The sequence below is a fragment of the Pseudomonas sp. D1-36 genome, assembly GCF_051132205.1.
Taxonomy (GTDB): Bacteria; Pseudomonadota; Gammaproteobacteria; order Pseudomonadales; family Pseudomonadaceae; genus Aquipseudomonas.
In genome coordinates this window covers 4,269,717-4,287,201 of record NZ_CP071674.1, presented here as the reverse complement: position 1 = coordinate 4,287,201, position 17,485 = coordinate 4,269,717, and the positions used below count along the sequence as shown (strand labels likewise).

The window sequence follows — 17,485 nt, the reverse complement described above, 5'->3', positions numbered from 1 at the left end:
CTGGCAGGGCGCAATGCCAACCAGGTCACAAGTTTCGGACCAGCGGTTCAAGCTGTCCCCGCCACAGCCGACAACCTGAAGACAGGAGACCTTTATGTTGCCACCCATGCTTCCCTTGAGCGCCGTACCCGTTACCGCGCAGCAGGATCCTATCCGGCCGCGACCGGATATTCCGCCCGTGGTCCCTGTTCAGGAAAGCTCCAGCGAAAGCACCATCGACCTGCAAAAGCGCGATCCTGAAGAAACCGCGTTGTTGCTGCGCGAGGAACAGCGCCGCCAGCAGGAGCGTGAAAGGCGTCGCCGTGAAGCCGATGAAGACCCCGACGAACATTTGGCGGTGCCGGGCACCGAGCTGAACGCCGACAACACCGTACCGGTCGTACCGCTGGTGGAAGGGGAGTCGCGCCAAGGCCTGTGGGTCGATATCCAGATCTGATCCAAGCCCGCCGAGACGGCCGGGCTGGTCAACGCAGGAAGCAGCCCGCATCATGGGCGCATCCGAACTCACCGTATGATGCCGACACACCATGAGCCAAGAAGACAAGCTGATTGACCTGGGCGCTGAGCGCGCCAAGCGCGTTCACGACCTCAACGAAAAACGCCTCAATGAAGTTCGCCAGGCTTTCGAGCAGGCCATGCCGCTGGGCAAGCCAAAGAAAAAACCGAAAAACAAACCGAAAAAGCGCTGAGCGCCCCTCGATTCATTGATCCAAATCAATTATTCCCTCTTCATTTCGCTCCGTCGCGAGCGGTATTGATTCCGGTCAATTTTCATCCGGGCCCGATTGGTTAACTTGGCTCCAACGAAACAGGGGCAAGACCAGGAGGCCAGTCATGTTTATCGATAATGTGGTGTTTGCCGGTGTGTTGACGGTCGGCCTCATGTTCGTGTTTTTCGCAGGTTTTGGATTATTCATCTGGAAAGATGCGCACAAGCGCAAGAAGCCGTAGGCCTTTTCAGCGACAGCGAGCACGCAAGGCATTTTGGGCGACTTCGGTCGCCCTTTTTTTTGGCAAATGTTCCGGTTTCCCATAAAACCATTGTGGGGGCGAACTTGCTCGCTCCCACAGGTGGCTGGGCATGAAAAAAGGTGCGAACCGCAAGGAACGCACCTTTTTTCATAACTGCCAGAGACTCAGCCGCTGATGGCCTTGGACGCCAGCCAGAACAGCGCCGCCGACAGGGCCACCGTTGCCGGCAAGGTCAGCACCCAGGCCAGCAGGATGGTCTTCACCGTACCGCCTTGCAGGCCGCTCTTGTTGGCGACCATGGTGCCCGCCACGCCGGAAGACAGTACATGGGTGGTGGAAACCGGCAGGCTGAAGACGTTCGCCGCGCCAATCATGCAAGCGGTGGTGATCTGGGCCGACATGCCTTGGGCGTAGGTCATGCCTTGCTTGCCGATCTTCTCGCCGATGGTCAGTACCACGCGCTTCCAGCCGACCATGGTGCCCAGGCCCAGCGCCAGGGCAACCGCCAGGATCACCCAGAACGGCGCGTATTCGGTGGTCGCGGTCAGGTCCTTGCGCAGCTTGTTCAGGTCGTCTTTCTCACGAGCCGCCAAACCCGGCAGCTTGCCGACCTTTTTCGCCGTGTCGTCCAGGCAGAGCAGGTAGCGACGCACTTCGATACGGCTTTCCGAAGGCAGCGAGTGGTAGTCCGCCACGCCTTTGAGCGTATCGAGCAGCGCGTTGATGGTCGGTTCGGTCTGTTGCGGGTTGCAACGGAATTTCTCCGGCAGATCGCCTTCGACACTCTTGCCCAAGGCCAGGAATTCGCCGAGGGATTCACTGTTGCGCTTGTAGAACTGGCTCAAGTGCAGGGTCGCGTCGCGGGTACGCTCGATCTGGTAGGTCGTGCTGTTCAGGTCGAGTACGAACTGCGCGGGGACGATCCCGATCAGCACCAGCATGATCAGGCCGATGCCTTTCTGGCCGTCGTTGGAACCGTGGACGAAGCTGACGGCCATGGCCGAAATCACCAGCACCAGGCGGTTCCAGAATGGCGGGTGTTTCTTGTCGTCGATCTTGCGGCGCTGTTCCGGCGTCTTGTGCATTTTCGACAACGGACGCCACCATTTCAGGCCGATCAACACCAGGGCGGCGATCAGGAAGCCGGCCATGGGCGAGAACACCAGGGAAGCACCGATGTCGATTGCCTTCTGCCAATTCACGCCATCGCGCAGCGCAATGTCATTGATCAATGCGTTGGCCAGGCCGACGCCAAGGATCGAGCCGATCAGGGTGTGGGAGCTGGAGGCCGGGATACCGAAGTACCACGTGCCCAGGTTCCAGGTGATGGCCGCCGCAAGCAGTGAGAACACCATGGCCAACCCGTGGCCGGTGTTCACGTTGATCAACAGTTCCACGGGCAGCAAGTGCACGATGGCATACGCCACCCCCACACCGCCCAGCAACACGCCGAGGAAATTGAACACACCGGAAAAGAACACCGCCAGGTGAGGCGGCATGGCTTTGGTGTAGATAACAGTGGCAACCGCGTTAGCGGTGTCATGAAAGCCGTTGATGAACTCGAAGGCGAGGACAAAAGCCAGGGCGAGCAAGAGGCTCACGAGCACCCAAGCATCCAGTCCGCTGAATAAATCGATCATGAAGGTTTTCTGACCCGGTCATAAGGGGGCGCGATTATGCCAGAAAACCTCGCAAATCGATGCATTGCCTGCTCATCGGTAACAATCTTCTGCTAAGCGACCGGGGTGCAGGCTGTCTTTTTCGAGGGGCGCCACGAGGCTGCAAGCCTTTGTTTACAAGGATGAAAGCTCTGTTGGCGTGTTCGCCTCGCGCCGGGATCGTCGGAAGAAAAAATCTGAAGGACGAGCAGTCGTTACGGTTACCCGACCGATGGCTGGTGAGTTGAAGCGGCCCACTTTTGGCGGGCGTCCGCTGCCGTGTCCGGCCTGGGTGGCGACCGGACACGGCCCGTAACAACATCAAGTGCGCGACGTCATCCTTCTTCGGACTTGAGCTCTTTTTCCATCTTTTGAAGTTCCTGGCTGAAAGCCTGGTCCTGGACGGTGGCGCGTTTGCGCCAAGGTTTGCGTTCCGGTTCGGGTTGCGCGGCGTAGGTGGTGATTTCCCCGCCGTAGACTTCCTTGTAACGTTGTTCCTGGCGCTCAAGTTCCGCGCGCAGTTCTTCTTTCGTCACAGTATTACCTAATGAATTGAAAATTAATCTGGTGATACGCACTGCATGCAGTCATGCAGACGGCCACGGCACCAGAGCTGACAGCTGACGTAGCATCAGGGCTTCGGGTTATTGCCGACACAGAGGAAGCGGTCATCGATGCTTCACGCACCGGTTGCCGACATGACAGTTAGAACTGTCGTGCCCGCGGACGGGGACTGGCCGATTGGCCGCGCCGTCACTGAGCGCATTATAGCGGTCCATCTGAATAACACTATCGCTAAAGTTAAAACGTTCGGTTGCCTTGTGTGAACCAATGTTTGTATGTGCAAGTTGTGTCAACAGAGTTTCAAGACGTACCACAAGTTCAATATTGAGCCTCGTTTGTTGCAACCCGTCACGGCCCATCTTTGTTATTTCCATACCCGAGTGGGCGATATCAGGAGCATGGCCAGATGAAGAGCTGATGCATGGATTGCGATTATCGGTCGCCAGTTCGATAATCGAACGGTCTTGATCGCCAGGTGCTTGTCTGTCGGCCGGGCAGCCGCTTGTAATAGTCGTCAATTTCCGAGGACCTGACATGAACGACCAATTGCGCAATGCCTTTACGTCAGTCGCGCCACCGATCGTCGCCTCGCCGGCCAAGCGGATCCAGGCCATGACGGGTGACCCGGATTTCATGACCTCGCTGGCCCGGGGCCTTGCCGTGGTCCAGGCTTTCCAGGAGCGCAAGCGGCACCTGACCATCGCGCAGATCAGCCATCGCACGGAAATCCCCCGCGCCGCCGTCCGCCGTTGCCTGTATACCTTGATCAAGCTCGGCTATGCGACCACCGATGGGCGTACCTATTCGTTGCTGCCCAAAGTGCTGACGCTGGGCCACGCCTATTTGTCATCGACGCCGCTGGCCGTGTCCGCCCAGCCTTATCTGGACCGCATGAGCGAACAGCTGCACGAGGCCTGCAACATGGCCACGCTCGAAGGCGACGATATCCTCTACATCGCCCGGTCGGCGACCACCCAGCGGCTGATTTCCGTGGACCTGTCCGTCGGCGGCCGCCTGCCGGCGTATTGCACGTCCATGGGCAGGATCCTGCTGGCGGCCCTGGACGACGCTTCGCTGCGAGATTACCTCGACCATGCCGACCTTCAGGCCAAGACCAGCAGGACCCTGCATACGCCCGAGGCGCTGCTTGAATGCTTGCATCAGGTCCGGCAGCAAGGGTGGTGCATCGTCGATCAGGAGTTGGAGCAGGGGCTGCGCTCAATTGCCGTGCCGGTCTATGACGCGTCGGGTCAAGTAGTCGCGGCCCTGAATGTCAGCACGCATGCCGGGCGGGTCAGCCGCAATGAGTTGGAGCAACGTTTCCTGCCAGGTCTGCTGGGGGCCAGCCGCGACTTGAGCGCACAGTTGTTTTCTTAAGCTGTTCGATAAACGCACACACTCGGCTGCGATGAATTGACGGTATTTGCCCGGCCTCATTAATGTCGCGCAGCGTCATCTGGCGTCTCTTGCGTGGAATAAAAATAAAATGAATCAGCCCCAGACTTCCGTAGGCACCTGCCTCGATGTGCAGTCCTTCATCAACGCTCAACCGATCTCACGCTATCAGTGGCGCGTGGTCATTCTCTGTTTCCTGATCGTCTTCCTCGATGGCCTCGATACCGCGGCCATGGGTTTCATCGCGCCGGCGTTGTCCCAGGATTGGGGCATCGACCGGGCCAGCCTTGGCCCGGTCATGAGTGCCGCACTGATCGGCATGGTCTTCGGCGCCCTGGGCTCCGGCCCGTTGGCCGATCGCTTTGGACGAAAACTCGTATTGGTCGGCGCGGTCGTGTTGTTTGGCGCGTTCAGCCTGGCCTCGGCGTTCTGTACCAATGTCGATCAATTGCTGGTGCTGCGCTTCCTGACCGGCCTGGGATTGGGCGCCGGCATGCCGAACGCCACCACTCTGCTGTCGGAATACACCCCGGAGCGCAAGAAATCCCTGCTGGTGACCAGCATGTTCTGTGGCTTCAACCTCGGCATGGCCGGCGGCGGGTTCATCTCGGCCAAGTTGATCCCGGCATTTGGCTGGCACAGCCTCCTGCTGATTGGCGGCGTTCTGCCGCTGATACTCGCGGTCGTGCTGGTGTTCTGGTTGCCGGAGTCCGCGCGTTACCTGGTTGTGCGTAACCGTGGCACCGACAAAGTGCGCAAGACCCTGGCGCCGATTGACCCAACGACTATCGCCCAGGCGTCCAGCTTCAGCGTGCCGGAGCAGACAACCGTGAAGGCGCGCAACGTGCTGGCGGTGATTTTCTCGGGCACTTACAGCGCCGGCACTTTGTTGCTGTGGCTCACGTATTTCATGGGCCTGGTGATCGTTTATCTCCTGACCAGTTGGTTGCCGACCCTGATGCGTGACAGCGGCGCGAGCATGGAGCAGGCGGCGTTCATCGGCGCGCTGTTCCAGTTCGGTGGGGTATTGAGCGCCGTTGGCGTGGGCTGGGCGATGGATCGGTTCAATCCGCACAAGGTTATCGGCATTTTCTATCTGTTGGCAGGGCTGTTTGCCTATGCGGTAGGGCAGAGTCTGGGCAACATCACCCTGCTTGCCACCTTGGTGCTGGTGGCGGGCATGTGCGTCAACGGCGCCCAATCGGCGATGCCGTCCCTGGCGGCGCGCTTCTACCCGACCCAGGGCCGGGCCACCGGTGTTTCCTGGATGCTGGGCATAGGTCGCTTCGGGGCGATTCTCGGGGCCTGGATGGGCGCGACCCTGCTGGGGCTGGGCTGGAACTTTGAACAGGTCCTGACCGCGTTGGTGATCCCGGCGGCCCTGGCGACCGTGGCGGTGGTGATCAAGGGCATGGTCAGCCATGCGGACGCAACCTGAGCCATAGAGTTTGAGCCTGTAAAAGACCTGTGGGAGCGCGCTTGCTCGCGATGGCGGTGGGTCAGTCAACATTGATGCAAGTTGATACGGCGCTATCGCGAGCAAGCTCGCTCCCACAGGGAATTTGCTGTGTCCTGATAAATAGATAGCCAAGCAACAATCTGTTCGATAAACGAACGCTCTGTCGATTATCGGATTGTTTTGCCTTCATCCCGAAGCTTAATCTTCAGTCATTCCGGCGCCTAACCTCGCGCCTTATTCATGTCGGTCTACTGGAAAACGGGAGCCTGCCCCATGGCTGAAATCCTTTCGCTGCACGATGCGGTGAAGCAGTTCGTCAACGACGGCGATACCGTCGCGCTCGAAGGCTTCACCCACTTGATCCCGACAGCGGCGGGTCATGAAATCATCCGTCAGGGCAAGAAAGACCTGACGCTGGTGCGCATGACGCCCGACCTGATCTATGACCAGTTGATCGGAGCCGGTTGTGCCCGCAAGCTGATTTTTTCCTGGGGCGGCAACCCAGGCGTGGGCTCGTTGCATCGGTTGCGTGACGCAGTGGAAAAGCAATGGCCGCATCCGCTGGAAATCGAGGAGCACAGCCACGCAGACCTGGCCAATGCCTACGTTGCCGGTGCCTCCGGCCTACCGTTCGCGGTGCTGCGGGCCTACGCGGGTTCCGACCTGCCGAAGGTCAACCCGCTGATCAAGAGCGTGACCTGTCCCTTTACCGGTGAGGTGTTGGCCGCCGTGCCTTCGGTGCGCCCGGACGTCACGGTGATCCACGCTCAGAAAGCCGACCGCAAAGGAAACGTGCTGCTGTGGGGCATCCTCGGCGTGCAGAAAGAAGCCGCCCTGGCCGCCAAGCGCTGCATCGTCACCGTGGAAGAAATCGTCGATGACCTGAATGCGCCGATGAACGCCTGCGTGCTGCCGACCTGGGCGTTGAGCGCCGTGTGCCATGTGCCCGGCGGCGCCCATCCGTCCTACGCCCACGGTTATACCGAGCGAGATAATCGTTTCTACCAAGCGTGGGACCCCATCGCCCGGGATCGCGATACGTTTAGCGCTTGGATCGACGAATACATTCGCGGCACCCAGGATTTCAGTGAATTCCAGGCCCGGCTCGCAGCCGCTTCGCAGGTGAAACCATGACCTATTCCACCAATGAGATGATGACGGTCGCGGCGGCGCGGCGGTTGAAGAACAATGCCGTGTGCTTCGTGGGCATCGGTTTGCCGTCGAAAGCGGCCAATCTGGCACGGCTGACTTCGTCACCCGATGTAGTGCTGATCTACGAGTCCGGTCCGATCGGTGCCAAGCCCAGCGTATTGCCGCTGTCCATCGGCGACGGTGAGCTGGCGGAAACCGCGGACACTGTCGTACCGACCGGTGAGATTTTCCGCTACTGGCTGCAAGGGGGGCGTATCGACGTCGGTTTCCTCGGTGCGGCCCAGGTCGACCGTTTCGGCAACATCAACACCACGGTGGTGGGTGACTACCATCAGCCGAAAGTCCGTCTGCCCGGCGCGGGTGGCGCGCCGGAAATTGCCGGTTCCGCCAAGAGTGTGCTGATCATCCTCAAGCAGTCGGCCCGTTCGTTTGTCGACAAGCTGGATTTCATCACCTCGGTCGGTCACGGCGAAGGTGGCGATTCGCGCAAGCGCCTTGGCTTGCCGGGTGCCGGGCCGGTGGGGATTATCACTGACCTGTGCATCATGGAGCCGGAAGCCGGCAGTCATGAATTCGTGGTCACCTCGCTGCACCCTGGCGTGACTCGCGAGCAAGTGATCGCGGCCACCGGGTGGGCGATCCGCTTCGCCGACCAGGTGCAGACCACCGCCGAGCCGACCGAGGTGGAGCTGCGCGCACTGCGTGACCTTGAGGCCCGCACCGCGGCGGCCCACGGGCAGACACCGGGAGAAGCCTGATGCGCGACGTTTTTATCTGTGATGCGATTCGAACCCCCATCGGCCGGTTCGGCGGCAGCCTGGCCGCCGTGCGTGCCGATGATCTGGCCGCCGTGCCGATCAAGGCATTGATGGAGCGCAACCCATCCGTGGACTGGAATGCAGTGGACGAGGTATTCCTCGGCTGCGCCAACCAGGCCGGCGAGGACAACCGCAACGTCGCGCGCATGGCGCTGCTGTTGGCGGGCCTCCCTGAAAGTGTTCCTGGCGTGACCCTCAACCGCCTCTGCGCTTCGGGCATGGATGCTATCGGGACCGCGTTCCGCGCCATCGCCAGCGGCGAGATGGAACTGGCGATTGCTGGCGGCGTGGAGTCGATGTCCCGTGCGCCGTTCGTGATGGGCAAGGCCGACGCGGCGTTTTCCCGCAACATGAAACTGGAAGACACCACCATCGGCTGGCGCTTCATCAACCCTTTGATGAAAGCCCAGTACGGCGTGGACGCGATGCCGCAGACGGCGGATAACGTGGCCGACGACCATGTTGTGTCCCGCGCCGACCAGGACGCCTTCGCCGTGCGCAGCCAGCAGCGGGCGGCAGCGGCCCAGGCGGCCGGTTTTTTTGCCGAGGAAATCGTGCCGGTGCGCATCGCCCACAAAAAAGGTGAAACCGTGGTCGAGCAGGACGAGCATCCACGGGCTGACACCACGCTGGAGACCCTGAGCAAGCTCAAGCCGGTCAACGGCGCGGACAAAACCGTCACCGCCGGCAACGCCTCGGGTGTGAATGACGGCGCGGCCGCGATGATCCTGGCGTCTGCAGAGGCGGTTAAAAAACATGGCCTGACGCCTCGGGGCAAAGTGCTGGGCATGGCCAGTGCCGGGGTGGCGCCCCGGGTAATGGGCATCGGCCCGGTGCCAGCGGTGCGCAAGCTCACCGAGCGCCTGGGAATGGCCGTCGCCGATTTTGACGTGATCGAGCTTAACGAAGCCTTTGCCAGCCAAGGCTTGGCGGTACTGCGGGACTTGGGGCTGGCGGACGATGCGCCGCAAGTCAACCCGAACGGTGGCGCCATCGCCCTGGGCCACCCGCTGGGCATGAGCGGGGCACGGTTGGTGCTGACCGCGTTGCATCATCTGGAAAAGACCGGCGGCAAGAAAGGCCTGGCGACCATGTGTGTTGGGGTCGGCCAAGGTCTGGCGCTGGCGATCGAACGCGTCTGACGGTCGTTTCACTAATAAGAAACCGAGGAATGCTTCATGACTGACAAGCCTGGTTACCGCCGCCCTCAAGTGGGCACCCAGCCGGAATACCTGCACCCGTCGTACCAGTCCACCAACCTGCGTTCGCCGTCGAAACCTTTGGTGTATCTGCCTCATTCGCTGTCGGAAATCACCGGCCCGACTGTGGGCGCAGATCGCATCCAGGAGAAGGACCACGACCTGACCGCCCAGCACACTGGCGAGCCGCTCGGCGAGCGGATCATCATTCATGGGCGCGTGCTGGATGAGCACGGCGAGCCGGTGCCGGGCGTTCTCGTGGAGATCTGGCAGGCCAACGCCGCCGGACGCTACAACCACGACCGTGACAACCATGACGCGCCGCTGGACCCGAACTTCACCGGCACCGGTCGCACCGTCACCGACGCCGACGGTTGGTATCAATTCCAGACCATCAAGCCCGGCGCTTACCCGTGGGGCAATCACCACAACGCCTGGCGCCCGGCGCATATCCACTTCTCACTGTTCGGGCCGAGCATCCTGACGCGCCTAGTGACGCAGATGTATTTCCCCGGCGACCCGTTGCTGGAATACGACCCGATCTATAACTGCGTGCCGGACACCAGTGCCAAGGAACGCTTGATCGCCCGGTTCGACCTGGAAAAAACCGTCCCTCACTACGCCCTCGGTTATCGCTGGGACATCGTCTTGCGCGGCCGCGATGCCACGCCGATGGAGAAATAAGATGACGCTCAACGCCACTACGTCCCACACCGTCGGGCCTTACTACCACATCGGCCTGACCTGGCTGAACCGCGAAGACCTGACCGACGAGCAGACCCTCGGCCAAAGGGTGGCGATCACCGGGCAGGTGGTCGATGGCAATGGTCAGTTCGTCAACGACGCGATGCTGGAAGTCTGGCAGGCCAACGCGGCCGGCAAGTACGCCCACCCGGAAGACGACCAGGACAAACCCCTCGACCCGCATTTCGACGGTTTTGGTCGGGTACCGGTGGATGCCGAGGGACGTTTTCGTTTCACCACCATCAAGCCCGGCACCGTGCCGGGGCTGGGCGGCACGACCCAAGCCCCGCACCTGGTGGTGTTGGTGTTCGCCCGTGGGCTGGTCAAGCATCTGCTGACGCGGATCTATTTTGACGATGAACCCGGTAACGAAGCCGACCCGCTGCTGGCCTGCGTGCCGCAGGAACGACGCGGCACCCTCGTGGCCAAGCCCGATGCGTCAGGTGTGTACCAGTGGAACGTGATCCTGCAGGGCACGGATGCCGAAACGGTGTTCTTCGATTACTGAGTGAAAATCTCGGTGGCGAGGGAGTTCGCTCCCGCTGGCTTGCGACGCATTTCTTCAGACCAATCGCGCTGCCTGGTTTGCGACTGCTTCGCAGCCGAGCGGGAGCAAGCTCCCTCGCCACGGGTGTGATGCAAGCCCTGCGGGAGCGAGCTTGCTCGCCACGGGTGTGATGCAAGCCCTGCGGGAGCGAGCTTGCTCGCCACGGGTGTGATGCAAGCCCTGTGGGAGCGAGCTTGCTCGCGATAGCGTTGGTACAGGCGCTACTGCATGAAAGACTGTTTGTGGAACGGGACTGTTACGAAGTGTGTCTAGACGTCGTCAGTCCCCAACGAGTGAAAAATCATGACCACCCCAACCAGCCACTACACCGGTGAAGAGCGCAGCAAGCGTATCTTTGCCATCGTCGGTGCCTCATCCGGCAACCTGGTCGAATGGTTCGACTTCTATGTCTATGCCTTTTGCGCCATTTACTTCGCGCCGGCATTCTTTCCGTCGGACAACCCCACCGTGCAACTGGTCAACACCGCCGGTGTATTCGCCGCCGGGTTCCTGATGCGACCTATCGGCGGTTGGATTTTCGGCCGGGTGGCGGACCGTCACGGGCGCAAGAATTCGATGATGATCTCGGTGCTGATGATGTGCTTCGGCTCGTTGCTCATCGCCTGCCTGCCAACCTACAAGGACATCGGCGTGTGGGCGCCGGTGCTGCTGTTGCTCGCCCGTCTGCTGCAAGGCCTGTCGGTGGGCGGCGAGTACGGCACCACTGCCACCTATATGAGCGAAGTCGCCCTGAAAGGCCAGCGCGGCTTCTTTGCGTCGTTCCAGTACGTGACGCTGATCGGCGGGCAGCTGCTGGCGGTGTCGCTGGTGGTGATCCTGCAGCAGTTTCTCAACGAAGATGAACTGCGCGCCTGGGGCTGGCGGATTCCGTTCGTGGTCGGCGCGGTGGCGGCAGTGATTTCCCTGTTCCTGCGCCGCTCACTGAAGGAAACCAGCAGCAAGGAAATGCGCGAAAACAAGGACGCCGGCAGCATCGCTGCACTGTTTCGCAGCCACAAGGCCGCCTTCATTACCGTACTGGGCTACACCGCCGGTGGTTCGCTGATTTTCTACACCTTCACCACGTATATGCAGAAATACCTGGTGAACACCGCCGGGCTGCACGCCAAGACCGCCAGCTACATCATGACCGGCGCGCTGTTCCTTTACATGTGCATGCAACCGCTGTTCGGCATGCTGGCGGACAAGATTGGCCGGCGTAACTCCATGCTCTGGTTCGGTGGCCTTGGGGCGCTGTGCACGGTGCCGATCCTGCTGACACTCAAAAGCATCAGCAGCCCGTTCCTGGCATTTGTCCTGATCACGTTGGCGTTGGCGATCGTCAGCTTCTACACCTCCATCAGCGGTTTGGTGAAGGCTGAAATGTTTCCACCGGAAGTGCGCGCGCTGGGAGTAGGGTTGGCGTATGCGGTGGCGAATGCGATTTTTGGCGGTTCGGCCGAATACGTCGCCTTGAGCCTGAAGGCCCAGGGCATGGAGAACGCCTTTTATTGGTATGTCACGGTGATGATGGTAGTGGCGTTCCTGTTCAGCCTGCGCCTGCCCAAGCAGCCGGCGTATTTGCATCACGATCTTTAAGGCTTGCTTGATTCATTGTGGCGAGGGGATTTATCCCCGCTGGGCTGCGCGGCAGCCCTCTCTTGTGAGCGCTTCGCACTCAAGCGGGAGCAAGCTCCCTCGCCATAACTGCATCTATTTTCTCAAGGAATGTTTATGAGCGAACGACCGGGCAATCAGCTCTTCGATGCCTACTTCACCGCCCGCGACATGCGCGACGTGTTCTGCGATGCGGGGCGGGTGCAGGCCATGCTGGACGTCGAAGCGGCACTGGCCCGGGCCGAGGCGCGAGTGGGGCTGATCCCCCACGAGGCGGTGGCGCCGATCGAGAACGCCTGCCACGCCCACCTGTACGATTTCGGCGCGTTGAGCGAAGCGATCGCCAGTGCCGGCAATTCGGCGATCCCGCTGGTCAAGGCGTTGGGCAAGCGCATCGCCACCCAGAGCCTGGAAGCTGAGCGGTACGTGCATTTGGGTGCCACCAGCCAGGACGTGATGGACAGCGGTCTGGTGGTGCAACTGCGCCAGGCGCTTGGGCTGATCGAAAACGAACTGGCGCAACTGGCCGACAGCCTGGCCCGACAAGCCGAACGCTACGCCGCGACGCCAATGGCCGGGCGTACGTGGTTGCAACACGCCACGCCGGTGACCCTGGGCATGAAGGTCGCCGGTTGGCTGGGGGCGATCACCCGCAGTCGCCAACGCTTGCGCGAGCTCAAGCCGCGCCTGCTGGTGCTGCAATTCGGCGGCGCTTCCGGGACGCTCGCTGCCTTGGGTGAGCACGCGCTGCCAGTCGCAGAGGCGTTGGCCGCCGAGCTGCAATTGAACCTGCCGGAGCAGCCGTGGCACACCCAGCGCGATCGCCTGGTGGAGTTCGGTTCGGTGCTGGGCCTGATCGCCGGCAGCCTGGGCAAGTTGGGGCGTGACATCAGTCTGTTGATGCAAACCGAAGCCGGCGAAGCGTTCGAACCCTCGGCGCCGGGCAAGGGCGGTTCGTCCACCATGCCCCACAAACGCAACCCGGTGGGCGCGGCCGTGCTGATCGGCGCGGCGACGCGCGTGCCGGGCTTGTTGTCGACGCTGTTCAGCGCCATGCCCCAGGAACACGAGCGCAGCCTGGGGCTGTGGCACGCCGAATGGGAAACCCTGCCGGAGATCTGCTGCCTGGTATCCGGCGCGCTGCAACAGGCGCGGCTGCTGGTCGACGGGCTGGAAGTGGATCCGTCGCGCATGGCCCGTAACCTGGAGTTGACCCAAGGGCTGCTGCTGGCGGAGGCCGTGAGCATCGTCCTGGCCCAGCGTGTGGGGCGCGACACCGCGCATCATTTGCTCGAACAATGCTGCAAGCGCGCCGTGGCCGAACAACGGCACCTGCGCGAAGTGCTGGGGGACGAACCTCAGGTCACCGCGCAGCTATCCACGACCGAGCTCGATCATCTGCTCGACCCGGCCCACTACCTTGGACAGGCCCAGACCTGGGTCGCCCGAGCCGTGGCCGAACACCTTGCCTTGAAAGCCTGAAAGGAGATTGTTGTGGGACTCGTCAAACTCGCCGAGGGCGATCTGAATTATCGATTGGACGGGCCGGAAGACGCGCCGGTTCTGGTGCTTTCCAACTCCCTGGGCACCGACCTGCACATGTGGGACGAGCAGATCCAAGCTTTCAGCGAACACTTTCGCGTGCTGCGTTTCGACACGCGTGGTCATGGTCAGTCGTTGGTGACCGAAGGCCCCTACAGCATTGAACAGCTGGGGCGCGATGTGCTGGCCATGCTTGATGCCTTGAGCATCGACAAGGTGCATTTCTGCGGATTGTCCATGGGCGGGCTGATCGGCCAATGGCTGGGAATCAACGCGGGCGAGCGGTTGTTCAAACTGGTCATCTGCAACACGGCGGCCAAGATTGGCGACCCGTCGGTGTGGAACCCGCGCATCGAAACCGTGCTGCGTGACGGCCAGGCGGCGATGGTGGCCTTGCGTGACGCGTCGATTGGCCGCTGGTTTACACCGGACTTCGCCGAGGCGCACCCCGCGACGGTAAAGAAAATCACCGACATGCTGGCTGCCACCTCGCCCCAGGGTTATGCGGCAAACTGCGCGGCGGTGCGGGACGCCGATTTCCGCGAGCAGTTGGCGTCGATCCGCGTGCCGTTGTTGGTTGTGGCGGGCACCGAGGATGCGGTGACACCGCCGTCCGGTGGGCATTTTATACAAGAGCGGGTCAATGGGGCCGAATATGCCGAGTTCCGCGCCGCGCATTTGTCCAACGTCCAGGCCGGCGCTGCGTTCAGCGCGCGGGTGCTGGATTTCCTGCTTGATTCTGGCCGGGCCTGAGGAGTTTTTTGTGGACGAGAAACAACGTTACGACGAAGGCATGCAAGTGCGCCGCGCCGTGCTGGGCGATGCCCACGTGGATCGCAGCCTCAACGCCCTGACCGAATTCAACAGCGAATTCCAGGAGATGATCACCCGTCACGCCTGGGGCGACATCTGGACCCGCCCGGGACTGCCGCGCCATACCCGCAGCCTGATCACCATTGCCATGCTGATCGGCATGAACCGCAACGAAGAACTCAAGCTGCACCTGCGCGCCGCCGCCAACAATGGCGTCAGCCGTAGTGAGATCAAGGAAGTGATCATGCAAAGTGCGATTTATTGCGGCATTCCGGCGGCCAATGCCACCTTCCATCTGGCCGAATCGGTCTGGGATGAACTGGGTGTCGAATCGCGGGGTTAGGGCATACCTCGATTCCTGTGGGAGCGAGCCTGCTCGCGAAAGCGGTGGGTCAGCTTGCATCGATGTTGGATGTGATGACGCCATCGCGAGCAAGCTCGCTTTCACAATGATCTCCAGCGGCCATTGAATCTACGTCCACCGCCAATCCCCTGTGGGAGCGAGCCTGCTCGCGATGACGGTGGTACAGCCTCCATCCATCTTTGGTTTTTACAGCAGGCTGATCGGATAGCTGACAATCAACCGGTTCTCATCGAACTCATTGGTACTGAAGTCCCTACGCATCGTCGAATTACGCCATTTCACGTTGAGGCTCTTGAACACGCCGCTCTGCACCGTGTAGGCCAGCTCACTTTCCCGGCCCCATTCCTTGCCGTCGTCGACCGTGGCGGTGTGAACGTTGTCACCGCTGATGTAGCGGTTCATCAGGGTCAGGCCCGGCACGCCGACGGCGGCGAAGTTGAAGTCGTGGCGCAGTTGCCAGGATTTTTCCCTGGCGTTGTCGTAGCTGGAGTTGTAGCTGTCGTTCGCCAGGGTGCCGCCGCTGGTGCCGTTGACGCGCATCCAGGCATCGTCGCCGCCGACTTTCTGCAGGCCGACGTAGAAGGTGTTGCCGCCGTATTTGGCGGAAAGCATGGCGAAGGCGGTTTTGTTGTCAAGGTCGCCGGCCAATGCGCTGCCGTCTTCCTTGCCGGTGAAGTAACCGAGGTTGGCGCCCAGGGTCCAGTCGCCGATGGGCTGGCTGTGGGTCAGGTTGAAATACTGCTGGTGGTAGATGTCGGACAGTTCCGCGTACCAGACGCCGACCTGGGTGCGTTTTTCGTTGAAGGCGTATTCGCCGCCACCGAAATTGAAACGGTCGGAGGTGAATGCACCGCGGCCGTTCATCGACATGTCTTCCATGCTCGCGTCGTTACGCGGGCTGTTGGCGCGGAACTGGCCGCCGTAGAGACTCAGGCCGTTGATTTCGGTGGAGGTCACCTGGCCGCCACGGAAGGTTTGCGGCAGGGAACGGCCATCGTCGGAACGCAGGATCGGCAACACTGGCATCCACTCGCCGACTTTCAATTCGGTCTTCGAGACCTTGGCCTTCAGGGCGACGCCCAGGCGACCGAAGTCATCGGCCGGGCGGCCGTCGTCGTGCACCGGCAGCAGCTGGGTGCCGGCCGTGCCACGACCGCCGTCGAGCTTGACCGAGTACAGGCCCAGCACGTCAACGCCGAAACCGACGGTGCCCTGGGTGAAGCCGGACTTGGCGTCGAGGATGAAACTCTGGGTCCATTCCTCGGCTTTGCCCTGGGCATTGTCCGGGTTGGTGAAGTTGCGGTTGATATAGAAGTTGCGCAGGTTCAGCGTGGCTTTGGCATCTTCGACGAACCCCGATTCCGCCGCCAGGACGGGGAGGGCGGTGCTGGTCAGGGCGACGGCAATGAGGCTGGGGAACAAGTGCTGTGTGGGCTTCATGGGCGTTGTCTCTTATTTTTTGTGGACGAAGCGAATTGTTGCCGCAACCTTTGGGCTGCGGCGGGACGGTGCGTTCGGATTGTGGGAATTGCCCGGGTATCAGCCGGAAGAAGCGGGGCGCATGAACATGGCGTCGAACCTGTTGTTATTGGTTTTGTGTGGGCGATGGTGACGGGCTGGCTGGGATTGATTCAATTGCGATTGGCGGGTTTTGGGCGATTAACGAACGGCAAAAGCACTAGTTGGCTGGATGAGGGGCCTGTGGGAGCGAGCCTGCTCGCGAAGGCGGCCTGACAGCCGGTCGGGATTTTGTTGTCTAGGTACATATCTATTTCTGCGGTAACGGCCGCTGGCGGAACCGCCAGCGGCCGTTACCGCAGAAATAGATATGTACCCAGCCAACAAAAGCAGGGCCGACCGTCAGGCCGCCACCCGCGAGCAAGCTCGTTCCCACACGATTTGTTCCGGTCTGACAGACGCAACGATTTTTCCGACGAGATTTTAAGGTTGCTGCTCGGAAGCGATATCTCTAGGTTCTTCGTGTCGCTGCCAATTCAGCGATCGGGACTGCAAGCCCGCCGAATTTGTTAGGCGCCTAGCCGCGCCCCTATAATCCATGGCGCTTTGGTGCCATCGTTTTATGGTGGCTGTGTGCGGGAGACCTTCGAGTCTGCCGAGGTTGCCTAACGACTCGGTCTTGCAGACCCGCATACAGCTGCCACCTATCATCTGCAAGTGATGCTGGCGGCTCTCATTTTCGTTAGGAGCACCATCATGATCAAAGAAACACCAAATCCCCCAACGCCTGAATCCACCTTCCCCTACAACGACCCCGATCCACAAAAACTCCAAGAAGCCGCAGACCGAGCACTCAATTACCATCTGGGCACCACTCCCGACCCCAAGCCCAAGACCTCAACCACCCAAGTGTTCACCGTCATCGATACCCTCGACACCGAGTGTCTACTGGCAAATCTCAGCGAAACCCTGGCCTCGGCCAATGCCATGCTCAACGACCTGGCGTTCGATCTGGGAGGCTCGCGACGGCATGTCGCGCTAGGCGTTGCGCAGATGATTGACTTGAGCGAGTTGCTGGCCAGTCGAGCGCTGGATATCGTCGACCCGCGTTAACCCTGTCGTTGTAAAAACAGGCCCCAACAAAAAGCCCACCTTTCGGTGGGCTTTTTGTTTTCAGTACATC

At 61.0% G+C, this 17,485-nt stretch carries 19 protein-coding genes; 15 read left to right on the top strand and 4 right to left on the bottom strand.

Annotation, left to right across the window (positions count from 1 at the left end):
* Positions 1–94: 94 nt before the first annotated feature.
* The 3 genes from J3P76_RS19015 (at position 95) to ccoM (ending at position 951) form a co-directional block, all read left to right on the top strand.
* Positions 95–436, top strand: coding sequence for an aspartate-semialdehyde dehydrogenase (locus J3P76_RS19015; protein WP_420764433.1), 342 nt, complete (start codon positions 95–97; stop codon positions 434–436).
* A 91-nt stretch (positions 437–527) separates the two neighbouring features.
* Positions 528–689 carry a hypothetical protein gene (locus J3P76_RS19010; RefSeq protein WP_305496283.1) on the top strand — a complete coding sequence of 54 codons (162 nt, stop codon included), beginning with the start codon at positions 528–530 and terminating at the stop codon, positions 687–689.
* Positions 690–834: 145 nt separating this feature from the next.
* Positions 835–951, top strand: a complete 117-nt coding sequence (gene ccoM, locus J3P76_RS19005; RefSeq protein WP_030139315.1) for a cytochrome c oxidase subunit CcoM — start codon at positions 835–837, stop codon at positions 949–951.
* 185 nt (positions 952–1,136) lie between these two features.
* Here the strand turns inward: ccoM and J3P76_RS19000 are convergent, their stop codons facing one another.
* From J3P76_RS19000 to J3P76_RS18990, 3 genes are all read right to left on the bottom strand, one after another.
* Positions 1,137–2,612 carry an inorganic phosphate transporter gene (locus tag J3P76_RS19000; protein WP_420764435.1) on the bottom strand — a complete coding sequence of 492 codons (1,476 nt, stop codon included), beginning with the start codon at positions 2,610–2,612 and terminating at the stop codon, positions 1,137–1,139.
* A gap of 353 nt (positions 2,613–2,965) precedes the next feature.
* Positions 2,966–3,166 (bottom strand): hypothetical protein, encoded by a 201-nt coding sequence (locus tag J3P76_RS18995; protein ID WP_420764436.1) that lies wholly within the window; start codon positions 3,164–3,166, stop codon positions 2,966–2,968.
* Positions 3,167–3,298: 132 nt separating this feature from the next.
* Entirely contained in the window at positions 3,299–3,712 is a 414-nt protein-coding gene (locus J3P76_RS18990) for a hypothetical protein (protein ID WP_434610013.1), read from the bottom strand.
* 16 nt (positions 3,713–3,728) lie between these two features.
* Between J3P76_RS18990 and pcaR the strand changes: the two genes are divergently transcribed.
* The 11 genes from pcaR (at position 3,729) to pcaC (ending at position 14,823) form a co-directional block, all read left to right on the top strand.
* A complete protein-coding gene (gene pcaR / locus J3P76_RS18985) occupies positions 3,729–4,571 on the top strand; it encodes a pca regulon transcriptional regulator PcaR (protein ID WP_420764438.1) in 843 nt (280 codons plus the stop codon).
* Positions 4,572–4,680: 109 nt separating this feature from the next.
* Entirely contained in the window at positions 4,681–6,027 is a 1,347-nt protein-coding gene (locus tag J3P76_RS18980; RefSeq protein ID WP_434562714.1) for an MFS transporter, read from the top strand.
* Between the two features lie 294 nt (positions 6,028–6,321).
* On the top strand, positions 6,322–7,182 hold the full coding sequence (locus J3P76_RS18975; protein WP_420764440.1) for a CoA transferase subunit A: 861 nt from the start codon (positions 6,322–6,324) through the stop codon (positions 7,180–7,182).
* Positions 7,179–7,958 (top strand): CoA-transferase subunit beta, encoded by a 780-nt coding sequence (locus tag J3P76_RS18970; RefSeq protein WP_420764441.1) that lies wholly within the window; start codon positions 7,179–7,181, stop codon positions 7,956–7,958. Before J3P76_RS18975 ends, J3P76_RS18970 begins: the two co-directional genes overlap by 4 nt.
* The gene (gene pcaF / locus J3P76_RS18965) at positions 7,955–9,160 is read left to right on the top strand and encodes a 3-oxoadipyl-CoA thiolase (RefSeq protein ID WP_434611535.1); all 1,206 of its coding nucleotides are present in this window, start codon (positions 7,955–7,957) and stop codon (positions 9,158–9,160) included. Before J3P76_RS18970 ends, pcaF begins: the two co-directional genes overlap by 4 nt.
* Before the next feature lie 36 nt (positions 9,161–9,196).
* On the top strand, positions 9,197–9,901 hold the full coding sequence (gene pcaH, locus J3P76_RS18960; protein ID WP_420764442.1) for a protocatechuate 3,4-dioxygenase subunit beta: 705 nt from the start codon (positions 9,197–9,199) through the stop codon (positions 9,899–9,901).
* A 1-nt stretch (position 9,902) separates the two neighbouring features.
* Positions 9,903–10,469 carry a protocatechuate 3,4-dioxygenase subunit alpha gene (pcaG, locus tag J3P76_RS18955; protein WP_420764443.1) on the top strand — a complete coding sequence of 189 codons (567 nt, stop codon included), beginning with the start codon at positions 9,903–9,905 and terminating at the stop codon, positions 10,467–10,469.
* A gap of 342 nt (positions 10,470–10,811) precedes the next feature.
* Positions 10,812–12,107 (top strand): MFS family transporter, encoded by a 1,296-nt coding sequence (locus tag J3P76_RS18950; protein ID WP_420764458.1) that lies wholly within the window; start codon positions 10,812–10,814, stop codon positions 12,105–12,107.
* Between the two features lie 135 nt (positions 12,108–12,242).
* Positions 12,243–13,607, top strand: coding sequence for a 3-carboxy-cis,cis-muconate cycloisomerase (locus J3P76_RS18945; RefSeq protein WP_434701129.1), 1,365 nt, complete (start codon positions 12,243–12,245; stop codon positions 13,605–13,607).
* 12 nt (positions 13,608–13,619) lie between these two features.
* Positions 13,620–14,420: a 3-oxoadipate enol-lactonase gene (pcaD, locus tag J3P76_RS18940; RefSeq protein ID WP_434701128.1), complete on the top strand. Its 801-nt coding sequence runs from the start codon at positions 13,620–13,622 to the stop codon at positions 14,418–14,420.
* Positions 14,421–14,430: 10 nt separating this feature from the next.
* A complete protein-coding gene (gene pcaC, locus J3P76_RS18935; RefSeq protein ID WP_030142291.1) occupies positions 14,431–14,823 on the top strand; it encodes a 4-carboxymuconolactone decarboxylase in 393 nt (130 codons plus the stop codon).
* A gap of 207 nt (positions 14,824–15,030) precedes the next feature.
* Here pcaC and J3P76_RS18930 read toward each other — a convergent pair whose 3' ends face one another.
* Positions 15,031–16,284, bottom strand: a complete 1,254-nt coding sequence (locus J3P76_RS18930) for an OprD family porin (protein ID WP_434610025.1) — start codon at positions 16,282–16,284, stop codon at positions 15,031–15,033.
* Positions 16,285–17,058: 774 nt separating this feature from the next.
* Between J3P76_RS18930 and J3P76_RS18925 the strand changes: the two genes are divergently transcribed.
* Complete coding sequence (locus tag J3P76_RS18925; RefSeq protein ID WP_434562724.1) at positions 17,059–17,415, top strand: DUF6124 family protein; 357 nt, start codon at positions 17,059–17,061, stop codon at positions 17,413–17,415.
* Positions 17,416–17,485: the final 70 nt, after the last annotated feature.